Below are 13,317 nucleotides of genomic sequence, written 5' to 3' on the forward strand. Positions count from 1 at the left end.
CTCCGTGAGGCGCCGAGCAAAATTGTCCCCTGGGGCCTTGAACCCCTCTGGTCAGGAGAGTGACATGACAACTGGAAACGCCCGGCCGAAGCTGGCCGGATACGCCGCCCTTGCCTTTGCCACCCTGTTCGCAGGCACTGCGCTGGCGGATGGCACCGTCAACATCTACACCTATCGCCAGCCCGAGCTGATCCAGCCGGTGCTCGACGCCTTCACGGCAGAGACCGGCATCAAGACCGAGGTGCTGTTCCTCGACAAGGGCCTGGAAGAACGCGTGCTGGCCGAAGGCCAGAACTCGCCGGCCGACGTCATCATGACCGTCGACATCGCCCGCCTCACCACGGCCAAGGACAAGGGCATCACCCAGCCGCTCGACGACGCCACCGTCAATGCCAACATCCGGCCGGAATACCGCGATCCGGAAGGCCACTGGTTCGGCCTCACCAAGCGCGCCCGCGTCGTCTATGCGTCCAAGGACCGCGTGAAAGACACCGTCATCACCTATGCCGAGCTTGCCGATCCGAAGTGGAAGGGCAGGATCTGCATCCGCTCCGGCCAGCACGACTACAACCTGGCTCTCTTCGGCGCGGCCGTCGCCCATTGGGGCCCGGAAAAGACCGAGGAGTGGATGAAGGGCCTAAGGGCCAATCTCGCCCGCAAGCCGGAAGGCGGCGACCGTCCGCAGGCCAAGGCCATCGCGGCCGGCGAATGCGACATCGCCATCGGCAACACCTACTATGTCGGCCTGATGCGGACCAACGAGAAGGAGCCGGAGGAGAAGGAGTGGGGCAACGCCATCAACGTCATCTTCCCGACCTGGGAAAATGGCCTGACCCACGTCAACATCTCCGGCGCCGCGCTCGCCAAATACGCGCCGCACCGCGATGATGCCGTCAAGCTCATCCAGTTCCTGTCGAGCCACAAGGCGCAGCAGGTCTACGCCGAGAAGAACTTCGAATATCCGGTCGAGCCGGGCCTCGAGCCCTCGCCGGTGGTGAAGGAGTTCGGCGAACTCAAGGCCGACACGCTGCCGCTGGTCGAAATCGCCAAGAACCGCAAGGCGGCATCCGAGATGGTGGACCGCGTCGGCCTCGACGACGGACCCTCGAATTGACGCCTGCGAACTAACCTTCCGGAAGCCGGGCCGCCCAAGGTCCGGCTTTTCCTTTTCGAACGTGAGCACGATTTGACCGCTCTTCAGCGCAACTCCGACGACGACATGGACCAGGCCTCGCGCCCGGCCCCGCTTCGCGTGAGGCGCAACCGGCATCGTGGCGCGCATCTTCTGGCGCTTGTCGTCTCGGCCTGCGTTCTGCTGCCGATCCTGTCGCTCGCCTATGTGGCGCTGAGCGGCACCGGCGAGGATTGGCCGCATCTGATGAGACACGTGCTGCCCGGCTCCAGCCTGACCACGCTTTACCTCATGGCGATGGTCGCGGCCGCCACCTCGCTCGTCGGAGTCGCCGGCGCCTGGCTGGTCGTGGCGTTCGACTTCCCCCTGCGGAGAACGCTCGCCTGGGCGCTGGTTCTGCCGCTTGCGGTGCCGACCTATCTGGCGGCCTACGCCTTCGGCGAGTTCTTCCACTACACCGGCCCGGTGCAGAACCTGGTGCGCAGCATCTTCGGCTTCCAGACCGTCCGCGACTACTGGTTTCCCGACATACGCACGACGCCCGGAGCGGCATTCGTGCTGTCGTCGGTGCTCTACCCTTATGTTTATCTCACCACGCGCGTGATCTTCCTCATGCAGGGCCGCAACATTGCCGACGCCGCCCGCACGCTGGGCGCCGGACCGGCCAGGGTGTTTTGGCGCGTGCTATTGCCGGTGGCGCGGCCCGCGATCGTCGCCGGCGTGGCGCTGATCCTGATGGAGACCGTCAACGACATCGGCGCGGCCGAATATCTGGGCGTGCGCACGCTGACCTTTTCCATCTACGCCACCTGGCTGAATCGCGGCAGCCTGGAAGGCGGCGCGCAGATCGCGCTGGTGATGCTGATGCTGGTCTTCGCGCTGCTGGCCGCCGAGCAATGGGCAAGGCGCCGCCAGCGCTTCCACACCGGCCGCGCCACCCATATGCAAGCTCGCCCGCTCCGCACCCAGTTGCACGGCTGGCGTGCAGTTGCAGCCCTTCTGGCAACCGGACTGCCGGTGCTTGCCGGCTTCGGCATTCCGCTTTTCGTCTTCGGCCAATACGCCGCGCGGCGGCTGGAGCAGTTCACGTCGCCTGCTCTCGGCCGCGCCTTCCTGCACAGCCTCGCCACCGCGACGGCCACGGCCCTGATCACCGTTCTGCTGGCGCTTTTCCTCATCAATGCCGTGCGCCTTTGCCGTTCGCGCGGCATCACGCTTGCCGTGCGGCTGGCCTCGATCGGTTATGCCCTGCCCGGCGGTATTTTGGGACTGGGCCTTCTGTTCGCTCTGGCCCGCTTCGACAATACGCTGGACGGTTTTGCGCGCGCTGAGCTCGGTTTTTCCACCGGCCTTCTGCTTACCGGTTCGGCGGCGGCGGTGGTCATCGCCTGCTCGATCCGCTTCCTTGCACTGGCAGAGAGCGCGATCCGTTCCGGCATGGAAAAGCTGCCGCCCAATCTCGACGAAGCCGCCCGCAGCCTCGGCCACACGCCAGCGCGCAGCGCAACCAGGGTGCTGCTGCCCCTTCTGAAACCAGCCATCTTCACGGCAGCCGTGCTGGTGTTCGTCGACACCATCAAGGAACTGTCGGCGACGATCCTGCTGCGCCCCTTCGGCTTCAACACCCTCGCCACCCATGTCTATGAGAGCGCCTCGCGCGGCGTGCCGGAAGAAGGCGCGGTGGCGGCCATCCTCATCATTCTGACGGCGCTGGTTCCGGTGATGCTGCTTTCCGGTGCGCTGGCGCGCGACCGCGAAGCGACGATGTGACCGGCAGCACAACTGCCGCTTGTCCGCCTGCTCCGGAAAATAAAGAAAAGGCGCTCCAAGAGGAACGCCTGAAAAAGAATGCTGTCAAAAACGGGACTTGAGCACAGAGGCGAGGCCGGGATTTCTCCCTCAAGTTGAGATCGAATATCGCGGCCAACCCTTAACAAGTCCTTACCCAGGTCGGGAAACATTTACCAATGTGTACCACTTCTGAAATCTGGGTAAATTTCCAGGTTACCTTTTGTTAGGCATATTTTAGCGGCGTTCCGACCTAGCTCTGCAATGCCTGGATGTCCTTGAACAGGTCGAGCGCTTCGGGATTGGCGAGCGCTTCCTTGTTCTTGACCGCGCGGCCGTGGACGATGTCGCGCACGGCGAGTTCGGTGATCTTGCCCGACTTGGTGCGCGGAATGTCGGTGACGGCAACGATCTTCGCCGGCACGTGGCGCGGGCTGGCGCCGGTGCGGATCTTCGTCCGGATGCGCTTTTCGAGGTCCTCGTCGAGACTGACGCCGGCCGCAAGCCGCACGAACAGCACCACGCGCACGTCATCCTGCCAATCCTGGCCGATGCAGATGGCCTCGGCGATCTCCGCCATCTGCTCGACCTGATTGTAGATCTCGGCCGTGCCAATGCGCACACCGCCGGGGTTCAGCGTCGCGTCCGAGCGGCCATGGATGACGATGCCGCCATGCTCGGTCCATTCGGCGAAGTCGCCATGGCACCAGATATTGTCGAAGCGCTCGAAATAGGCAGCGCGGTACTTGGCGCCATCGGCATCGTTCCAGAAGCCGATCGGCATGCAGGGGAACGCCTTGGTGCAGACGAGCTCGCCCTTCTCGCCGCGGATCGGCTTGCCGTCGTCGTCCCATACATCCACCGCCATGCCGAGGCCGGCGGCCTGGATCTCGCCAATCCACACCGGCTCGGTCGGCACGCCAAGCACGAAGCAGGAGACGATATCGGTGCCGCCCGAAATCGAGGCGAGATGGATGTCCTTCTTGATGCCGTCATAGACGAAGGCAAAGCCCTCGGGCGACAGCGGCGAGCCGGTCGACGACAGCGTGCGAACCGTCGACAAGTCGTGCGTGTCCATAGGCCTCAGATCAGCCTTGCGCACGGAATCGATGAATTTCGCCGAGGTGCCGAAATAGGTCATCTTCTCGGCGTCCGCGAAATCGAACAGCACGTTGCCGTTCGGATGGAACGGCGAGCCATCGTAGAGAAGCAGCGTGGCGCCCGAGGCCAGGCCCGAAACCAGCCAGTTCCACATCATCCAGCCGCAGGTGGTGAAGTAGAAGAAGCGGTCGCCGTCTTCGAGGCCGGCATGCAGGCGCTGTTCCTTGACGTGCTGGATCAGCGTACCGCCGGCCGAGTGCACGATGCACTTCGGGATACCCGTGGTGCCGGAGGAAAACAGGATGTAGAGCGGATGCGAGAACGGCAGCCGCTCGAAGGTCACCTTGCCGGGGTTGAACGGCGCCACAGCATCGTCCAGCGCCTGTGCGCCGGCAACGCCTGCTGCAACCTCGCGCGCCTTGCCGAGATAGTCGACGACCAGCACTTTCCGCACCGTCGGCAGCTTCTTGGCCACCTCGGCGATCTTGGCCGCGATGTCGATTTCCTTGCCATTGTAGTAGTAGCCGTCCGGCGCGATGAACACGACCGGCTCGATCTGACCAAAGCGGTCGAGCACGCCCTGTTCGCCGAAATCGGGGGAGCAGGACGACCAGACCGCGCCGATCGAGCTAGCGGCCAGCATGGCCGCCACCGTCTCGGGCATGTTCGGCATCATGGCGGCGATGCGGTCGCCGCTCTTGACGCCGAGGCTCAAGAAGAGCTGCTGCAGCTTGGACACCAGCGCATGCAACTCGTCCCAGAACAGGCGGCGCGTTACCTTGTCCTCGCCCTTAAAGACGATGGCATCAGTCGCGCCGGTTTTCTTCAGCAGGTTTTCAGCAAAGCTGATCCGCGCATCGGGAAAGAACTGCGCGCCGGGCATCTTGTCGCCATCGGCCAGCACGCGGCCGCCCTTGTCGCCGACAATGCCGCAAAAATCCCAGACCAGGTTCCAGAAGGCTTCGCGATCCTCGATCGACCAGGCATGCAGCTCGGCAAAGCGTGAAAAATCACGCCCTGCTGTCCGGGATGCCTCAGCCATGAAAGCGGTCAGCGGGGCAGCTGCGATCCGTTCTTTGGACGGCGTCCACAGCGGCGCGGTATTCGACATTGCACTCTCCTCCAAAAGCCTTGCCGTTATGCATTGTGCGGTGCGGCAGAGCAAGACGATGTGCGCCGAGCGGCAAGAATGTGCGCAAATGTCGTTACAGACTGTGCGCAAACGTCATCGCATGGCCACAAAGGCTTGAAAAGCCGTGCATGTCCGCTACACCGGTTGCGACGCAAAACCGGCTGAACGCAGGCGGTCGACAGTTCGATCAGCATGAACGAGGCACAATGCCGTCACCTTTGGTCAGGCGCAGCATCTGGTTGGTCGGTATGGCCGCGCTGGCCGTCGCCCTTATTATTGCGCTGGTGCCGTTCCTGGCGTCCACGCGCATCGTGGGCGACCGTATCGCCTATGAGCTGAGCTCGTGGAGCGGCTATCGCGTCACCATCGGCGCTGCCCCTGAAATCCGCGTCTGGCCGAGCTTACGCGCCATCGTCACCGACGTGGCCATGACGCCGTGGGATGCGCTCGACCACCCGCCGGTGATCGAGGCCGAACGCATCGAGATCAAGCTTTCCGCGCTTGCCGCACTGCGCGGCGATGCCGTCTTTTCGGCGGCAGAGCTGGTCAGGCCCACGCTGCGCCTCGAGCGCATGCAGGACGGCCGCTACCTGCCCGAATCCGCCGACGGCGGCCGCATCGCAAACGCAATCCACGACGCGCGCGAGGCGATTGCCGCAAATGTCGAGCCGGCTGCAGTCGAACGCAGCCTTTCGTCGCGCGAACTCGGCACGATCAGCATGCGCGACGGCCGCGTGACCGAATTTGCCGATGGCAAGGATGAGGAGATCCTGACCGGGCTCACCGGCAAGCTGAACTGGCCGGCGCTCAACAAGGCCGCTTCCGTCAGCCTGAGCGCCATCTGGCACGGCGAGGAGGTCAATCTCGAAGCGTCGCTGGCCAAGCCGCTGGTTCTACTTGCGGGAGGCGAAGCGCCTGTGGCTGCCGCCCTCACCTCCGCGCCGGCAACCGCGTCCTTCGACGGTGTCGTCAAGGCTGCCGAGAACGCCTATGTCGACGGCAAGATGAAGGCCGCAGCACCTTCGCTGAAGCGGCTGACCGAGTGGACCGGCACCGAAATGGCCTCCACGGCCAGCGCCATCGGGTCCGTTTCCATCGGCGGCCGACTGGTTGGCGACACCCAGCGCATGAAGCTGGAAGGCGCCGAGGTTGCCCTCGACAAGAACCCCGGCACCGGCGCGCTCGACCTGAGCTTCAGCGAGCGCGTTCCAGTCGTTTCCGGCACGCTGGCTTTCGACACGCTCGACCTCAGCCCAATCCTCACCGCCTTCACCCCGGCAACGTCCGAGAAGGCGGCGGCGGAGATCGACCCGGTATTTGCAAACCTCATCAACCTCGACCTGCGCCTGTCTGCAGCCCACGCCCTTGTCGACACGGTGATGCTGGCCGATGTCGCGGCAACCGCGCAGATCAAGAACAGCATCGTCGCCTTCGACATTTCCGATGCCTCGGCCTTCGGCGGCAATTTGCAGGCCGGCGTGCGCTTCGACCGAAAGCCGGAGGGCACGCAGGCGGAAATGCGCTTCCTCGCTTCCGACATCGAAGGCGGCGCCTTCGGCGCGGCTGCCGGCATGACCCGGCTGGTGCCGATCGGCCGCGGCAACATCTCGCTCATCCTGAAGGGACCGGGCCGCGTCTGGGAATCCATCATCGAGAATGGCGAAGGCACCATCTCGGCGAGCTTCGGTCCGGGCGCCCTACCCGACTTCGATCTGGCCGGCTTTCAGAAGCGCTGCGATGACGGCGGCTTCTTCCCCCTCGACGAAGTGTCCAAGGGAACCCTGCCCATCGACGGTGCGGAGCTGAAGGCAACCGTCGCCCATGGCGTGATCCGGCTTGAGAAGGCGGAAGCCCGCTCTCCCCAGGGCAGGCTCTGGCTCACCGGCATCATCCCCTATGTCAGCCGGGGCCTGGCTCTGTCGGGCGGCATCGTGGCGCCTGACGCGCCGGCGACGGAAGACAGCCAGCCTCCTGCCAGCTTCTTCGTCGGCGGCTCGTGGAACGCGCCTTTTGTGTCGCCAGTGAACAGCGACTGACAGCCGCCCAGCGATTTCAGGTTGTAACGGTGCGTCCTTCGAGGCTCGCCCTGCGGGCGAGCGCCTCAGGATGAGGGAGGCTTGCGCCCGGGCGAGCGCCTCAGGATGAGGTCCGTTGGCGCAGACCTCCCTCATCCTGAGGTGCGACCCTGAGCCTGCGAAGGGGAGCCTCGAAGGACGCACCAAAAAATAAGGCCCCACGCCGTCGGCGCAGGGCCTTGTGATTTCAGCCGCCTATCTCAGCCGCGCTGCGCGGCTTGCTCGTCGCGCAGGCGCTGGACCTCGCGCTGCTTGTTGACCACCGAGGCGCCGACCACGCCGATGGCGACGACTGCGATCAGGATCGTACAGGCGGCGTTGATCTCCGGCGTCACACCAAGACGCACCTGGCTGTAGATCTTCATCGGCAGCGTGGTAGCGCCCGGACCTGAGGTGAAGCTGGCGATGACCAGATCGTCCAGCGACAGGGTGAAGGCCAGCATCCAGCCGGAAATGATCGCCGGCAGGATCACCGGCAAGGTGATCTGGAAGAAGGTCTTCACCGGCGGCGCACCAAGGTCCATCGCCGCTTCCTCAAGCGAACGGTCGAACGTCAGCAGGCGCGACTGCACCACCACCGCCACGAAACACATGGTCAGCGTGATATGCGCCAGCGTCACGGTGAGGAAGCCGCGATCGAGCCCCACTGCCACGAAGAGCAGCAGCAGCGATAGGCCGGTGATGACCTCCGGCATGACCAGCGGCGCAAACACCATGCCCGAGAACAGCACGCGTCCGCGGAAGCGCGTGTAGCGGGTCAGCGTCAGCGCCGCGAGCGTGCCGAGCACGGTCGCGACCGAGGCCGAGATGAGCGCCACGCGGGCGGTCACCCAGGCGGCATCCATCAGGCCCTTGTTCTGGAACAGGGACACATACCACTTGGTCGAAAACCCGCCCCAGACGGTGACGAGCTTGGACTCGTTGAAGGAGAAAGCCACCAGAAGAACGATCGGCAAGTAAAGGAAGGCAAAGCCCAGCACGATCGAGGTGACGTTGAAACGGCTCCAGCTGCTATTCATGACACCTCACCTGCCCTGTTCTTGAGAGCGGGCCTGCACATGCTGGAAGATCATGATCGGAATGACCAGCACAAGGAGCAGGATGATGGCCACCGCGGACGCAACCGGCCAGTCTCGATTGTTGAAGAATTCGTTCCAGAGGGTGCGGCCGATCATCAGCGTCTGCGAACCGCCGAGAAGGTCGGGGATGACGAACTCGCCCACGGCCGGGATGAACACGAGCAGGCAGCCCGCGACAACGCCGGGGATGGAGAGCGGGAACGTGACCTTCCAGAAGGCACCGATGGGCTTGCAGCCAAGGTCCTGCGCCGCCTCGATCAGCGAATAGTCCATCTTTTCCAGCGCCGAGTAGAGCGGCAGGATCATGAACGGCAGGTAGGAATAGACGATGCCGATGAAGATCGCGGTGTGGGTATTGAGGATGATCAGCGGCTCGTTGATCAACCCCAGGCCCTGCAGGAGCTGGTTGAGCAGCCCTTCCGGCTTGAGGATGCCTATCCAGGCATAGACGCGGATTAGGAACGAGGTCCAGAACGGCAGGATCACCAGCATCAGCAAGGTCGGCCGCAGCGTGGCCGGCGCGCGCGCCATGCCATAGGCGATCGGGTAGCCGACGACGAGCGTCAGCACCGTCGAAATGCCGGCGATGACAAGGCTCGAGACATAGGCGTTGAAGTAGAGCGCGTCCTGCGTCAGCCAGACATAGTTGTCGAAGCTGAGCTGCTTGACCAGCGACCAGAACCCGCCGATCCCTCCCGACAGATCGAAAGCCGGCGTATAGGGCGGCATCGAGATCGCCGACTGCGACAGCGAGATCTTGAAGACGATGATGAAGGGAACGAGGAAGAAGAACAGCAGCCAGAGATACGGGACGATGATCACCAGGCGGTTCTTCACCGCGCTGGCGGCCCGAACAATGGCCGAGTTGCTCTGGTAGGGCGAACTTCCGGAGGCGACAATTGCGGTATCGGACATCACCGCCTCCCTATTTCGTCAGAACCACGCCCGCATCCGGGCTGAAGGAAATCCAGGCCCTGTCGTTCCAGCTCAGGGGATCGTCCGATACGCGCGAGGCGTTGAGCGAGCAGGCCTTCACGACATGACCGTCGGCAAGCTTGACGTGAAAGACCGTCATGTCGCCGAGATAGGCGATGTCGTAGACCTCGCCTTCCGCAGCGTTGACGTCGTCGTTGGCCGGCTTGCGCGAGGAAACCTTGATCTTTTCCGGCCGGATCGCAAAGACCACCGAATTGCCCGCAGCAGCAGTGCCGGCGTTCTGGGTCTTGATGGTGAGGCCGTTCTTGCTGGCGATGCTGGCGCCGCTTTCATCGCGGCTCGAAACGGTTCCCTCGAACATGTTGACGTTGCCGACGAAGCCGGCGACGAAGCGCGAGCTCGGCGCCTCGTAGACCTCCGCGGGCGTTGCCACCTGCATCACCTCGCCCTTGTCGATGATGGCGATGCGGTCGGCCATGGTCATGGCCTCTTCCTGGTCGTGCGTGACGACGACGAAGGTGAGGCCCAGATTCTGCTGCAGGTCCATGAGCTCAAACTGCGTCTCTTCGCGCAGCTTCTTGTCGAGCGCGCCGAGCGGCTCGTCGAGCAGCAGCACTTTTGGCCGCTTGGCGACCGAACGGGCCAAGGCAACGCGCTGGCGCTGGCCGCCGGAAAGCTGGTGCGGCTTGCGCTTGGCGAACTGTTCGAGCTTGACCAGCCGCAGCATCTCGGCGACGCGCGTTTCGATCTCGCGCTTGGGCATGCCTTCCTGCTTGAGGCCGAAGGCGATGTTGGCTTCCACGGTCATATGCGGGAACAGCGCATAGGACTGGAACATCATGTTGACCGGCCGGCGATAGGGCGGAATGCCTCGCAGGTCCTGTCCGTCGAGCAGGATGCGGCCGGAGGTCGGCTCGTCGAAGCCGGCGAGCATGCGCAGCAAGGTCGACTTGCCGCAACCGGACGCGCCGAGCAGCGCGAAGAACTCGCGCTCGAACACGGTCAGCGACAGGTTGTTGACTGCGGTGAAATCACCAAAGCGCTTGGTGACATTCTCGAAGGCGATATAGGGCTTGGCGGCCGGATCGTTCCACGGCGTAAAGCTTCTGCGGATGCTTCCGAGCGATTTCATTTACTTCTCCACCTCATTCGGTCCCCGTTGCGGCGGCTCCGTCAAAGCGGAAGCGCATGCCGCCATTTCGTGACAGCTTCGCGACCCTTCCGAATATTCTTCCGGTTCCGGATCGCGGCCTTGCGGAAACCCGTCTGTGGACTCGGCGGTGCCTGAGTTCACAAAGAGGCTTCCGGAGAAAGGCCCCGCGATTCTAGCGGGGCCTTTCCGGACATCGTTACTGGCCGGTCACGACCTTGGTCCACAGGCGCGTCACCTGACGCTGGGACTTGGTGTCGTAAGGCGAGACGGTGAACAGCTTGTCGAGAACTTCGGGCGTCGGATAGACGGCCGGATCCTCGAAGATCTCCTTGTTCACGAAGGCCTGCGAGGCCTTGTTGCCATTCGGGAAGTAGACGAAGTTCGTCGACTTGGCGATGACTTCCGGCTTCATCATGTAGTTGAGGAAGGCATGCGCTTCCTCAAGGTGCGGAGCATCGGCGGGAACGGCCATCTGGTCGAACCACATTTCGGCGCCTTCCTTCGGGATCACGTAACCGACCTCGACGCCCTGCTTGGCTTCGACCGCGCGGTCACGCGCCTGGAACACGTCGCCCGACCAGCCGATGGCCATGCAGATGTCGCCATTGGCCAGCGCATTGATGTATTCGGACGAATGGAACTTGCGCACATAGGGGCGCACCTTCAGCAGAACCTCTTCAACCTTGGCAAGGTCTTCAGCCTTGGTCGATTCCGGATCGAGGCCGAGATACCTCAGCACCGAGGGGATGACGTCGGTCGGCGAGTCGAGGAAATAGACGCCGCAATCGGAGAGCTTGGCCAGCTTCTCGGGATTGAAGACGATGTCCCAGCTGTCGATCTTGTCGGTGCCGAGCGCTTCCTCGACCTTCTTCTTGTTGAAGCCGAGGCCGACCGTGCCCCACATGTAGTTGATCGAGTATTCGTTGCCGGGATCGTATTTCGCCGTGCGCTCCGAAACCACGTCCCACATGTTGGTGAGGTTGGGCAGCTTGGACTTGTCGAGCTTCTGGAACACGCCCGCGGAAATCTGGCGCGAGAGGAAGTTTGCCGTCGGCACAACCACGTCGTAGCCGCTGCCGCCCGCCAGGAGCTTGGTCTCAAGGATCTCGTTGGAATCGAAGACGTCGTAGACGACCTTGATGCCGGTTTCCTTGGTGAAGTCGGTGATGATCGAACTGTCGATGTAGTCGGACCAGTTGTAGACGTTGACGACACGTTCCTGCGCATAAGCACTGACGCTGATCAACGTCGCCAAAGCCGATGTGGCAGCAAGCCAAAACGCTTTGTTAACCATCTCAATCTCCCTTTCAGTGTTCCGTTTTCCGGTGCGCGACAGGCCTTCGCGACCGGTTTTTGAGGTTCAGCCTGTTGGCCTTTCAGAAAAGGCGACAAGCACGGAAGTGCCCGCCACCGGGTCAAGGACCGCCCCGACAAAATCGGGGCAGCCCTAATTCTTGTTACCGCATCACGCATGTGGGCAGGCCGGTCGGCCTGCTCTTCCGTCAGAGGTAGGTCGTGCGCTCCAGCTGCGTGATCTCGGCCCAGAAGGCGAGAATCTCGGCGCGCTTCAGGTCCTGATAGACCTTCGCCATCAACGGGCCAAGCGCACGCTCAATGAAAGTGCTCTTGGCCATCAGCTGCAAGGCTTCGTCCATGTCGTCCGGCAGGAACAGCCCGCCCTCGTCATAGGCGTTGCCGACGACCGGAGGCGGCGGAACTTCCTCGTTCTCGATGCCTTCGATCATGCCCTGGATCAGCGCCGCCATGACCAGATACGGGTTGGCGTCGGCGCCGGCGATGCGATGCTCGAGACGCTTATTCTCGTCCGACGAAACCGGGATACGCAGCGCCACCGAACGGTTGTTCTCGCCCCAGACTGCGCGGGTCGGCGCGTAGGAGCCGGGCGTGATGCGGCGGAAGCCGTTCCACGTGTTGATGAACAACAGCAGCGATTCCGGCATCGTCCGGAGCAGGCCGGCGACGGCCGACTCGAGCTTCTTGCGCCCTGCGTCTCCGCCGAAGATGTTGTGCCCCTCGCGGTCCAGCATGGAGGCATGCACATGCATGCCGTTGCCGGCATATTCGAGGAACGGCTTGGCCATGAAGGTGGCGGTCAGGCCATGCGCGCGGGCGCAACCGATGACAAGGCGCTGCAGCATGATCACGTCATCGGCGGCCCGGAGCGGATCGGCACGATGCTTGAGATTGACCTCGAACTGGCCGGGGGCAGCCTCCTTGATGATCGTATCGATCGGCAGGCCCTGCTCCTGCGCGGCGTCGCGGATCATGTCGAACAGCTCGGCGTGCTCGGACAGATCGTCGAGCCCGTACATGCGCAGGCGATCCGGGCCGGCAGTGGCGCCCACCGGGGCGGGCATGCCGTCGTCCCACTCCACTTCCGGGTCGAGCAAGTAGAACTCGAGTTCGAAAGCGACGACCGGGAAGTAACCCTTGGCGTTGACCTCGGCCACCTTGCGCTTCAGCACCTGGCGCGAGTCCGCCATGAAGGGTTCGCCCTCGGGCGAGAAGGTCTGCAGCAGCACCTGCGCGGTCTTGCGCTTGGCCCACGGCACGATCGACAGGGACCCACGCGTGGCGCGGCAATAGCCGTCCTGGTCGCCGGTCTCGATGTGCAGACCCGTTTCGGTGACCTCGCGGCCCCAAACGTCCAGCCCGTGCAGCGACATGGGGAAGTTGACGCCTTCCTGGAAGGCCTTCTTCAACGCGTCGCCAGGGGCCCACTTGCCGCGCATGACGCCGTTGGGATCGACCAGAAGAAACTCCACGGCCTCGAGGTCGGGATGCTTCTCGACAAAGGCGCGGTATTCGGCCTCGTGGTCGGGTGAAATGAATGCGGATTTTTTCTTCACCGCAGCAGCCGGAGGGACTTCCGGGGGGCGGCCTTTTTCGGCAGCAAGGCG

9 protein-coding genes are annotated in these 13,317 nt (G+C 63.5%); 3 read left to right on the forward strand and 6 right to left on the reverse strand.

Annotated elements, in window-relative coordinates; genetic code table 11:
• Window positions 1–64: 64 nt before the first annotated feature.
• Both M2281_RS04425 and M2281_RS04430 read left to right on the forward strand, forming a co-directional pair.
• Window positions 65–1,114 (forward strand): Fe(3+) ABC transporter substrate-binding protein, encoded by a 1,050-nt coding sequence (locus M2281_RS04425; protein ID WP_280819880.1) that lies wholly within the window; start codon window positions 65–67, stop codon window positions 1,112–1,114.
• 105 nt (window positions 1,115–1,219) lie between these two features.
• On the forward strand, window positions 1,220–2,902 hold the full coding sequence (locus M2281_RS04430) for an ABC transporter permease (RefSeq protein WP_280821111.1): 1,683 nt from the start codon (window positions 1,220–1,222) through the stop codon (window positions 2,900–2,902).
• Window positions 2,903–3,173: 271 nt separating this feature from the next.
• On the opposite strand, the gene M2281_RS04435 is transcribed toward M2281_RS04430, so the two are convergent.
• Window positions 3,174–5,132, reverse strand: coding sequence for an acetoacetate--CoA ligase (locus M2281_RS04435; protein ID WP_280819881.1), 1,959 nt, complete (start codon window positions 5,130–5,132; stop codon window positions 3,174–3,176).
• A 227-nt stretch (window positions 5,133–5,359) separates the two neighbouring features.
• On the opposite strand from M2281_RS04435, the gene M2281_RS04440 reads away from it, so the two are divergent.
• Window positions 5,360–7,189: an AsmA family protein gene (locus tag M2281_RS04440; protein WP_280819882.1), complete on the forward strand. Its 1,830-nt coding sequence runs from the start codon at window positions 5,360–5,362 to the stop codon at window positions 7,187–7,189.
• A 239-nt stretch (window positions 7,190–7,428) separates the two neighbouring features.
• Here M2281_RS04440 and M2281_RS04445 read toward each other — a convergent pair whose 3' ends face one another.
• From M2281_RS04445 to M2281_RS04465, 5 genes are all read right to left on the reverse strand, one after another.
• Window positions 7,429–8,247 carry an ABC transporter permease gene (locus M2281_RS04445; RefSeq protein ID WP_280819883.1) on the reverse strand — a complete coding sequence of 273 codons (819 nt, stop codon included), beginning with the start codon at window positions 8,245–8,247 and terminating at the stop codon, window positions 7,429–7,431.
• Between the two features lie 6 nt (window positions 8,248–8,253).
• On the reverse strand, window positions 8,254–9,222 hold the full coding sequence (locus tag M2281_RS04450; RefSeq protein WP_280819884.1) for an ABC transporter permease subunit: 969 nt from the start codon (window positions 9,220–9,222) through the stop codon (window positions 8,254–8,256).
• 10 nt (window positions 9,223–9,232) lie between these two features.
• The gene (locus M2281_RS04455; RefSeq protein ID WP_280819885.1) at window positions 9,233–10,375 is read right to left on the reverse strand and encodes an ABC transporter ATP-binding protein; all 1,143 of its coding nucleotides are present in this window, start codon (window positions 10,373–10,375) and stop codon (window positions 9,233–9,235) included.
• Window positions 10,376–10,592: 217 nt separating this feature from the next.
• Window positions 10,593–11,690, reverse strand: coding sequence for a polyamine ABC transporter substrate-binding protein (locus tag M2281_RS04460; protein ID WP_280819886.1), 1,098 nt, complete (start codon window positions 11,688–11,690; stop codon window positions 10,593–10,595).
• Window positions 11,691–11,898: 208 nt separating this feature from the next.
• On the reverse strand, window positions 11,899–13,266 hold the full coding sequence (locus M2281_RS04465) for a glutamine synthetase family protein (RefSeq protein WP_280819887.1): 1,368 nt from the start codon (window positions 13,264–13,266) through the stop codon (window positions 11,899–11,901).
• Between the last annotated feature and the right edge of the window lie 51 nt (window positions 13,267–13,317).

Origin of the sequence: Pseudaminobacter soli (ex Li et al. 2025), assembly GCF_029892515.1 — a bacterium.
Lineage (GTDB): Bacteria > Pseudomonadota > Alphaproteobacteria > Rhizobiales > Rhizobiaceae > Pseudaminobacter > Pseudaminobacter soli_A.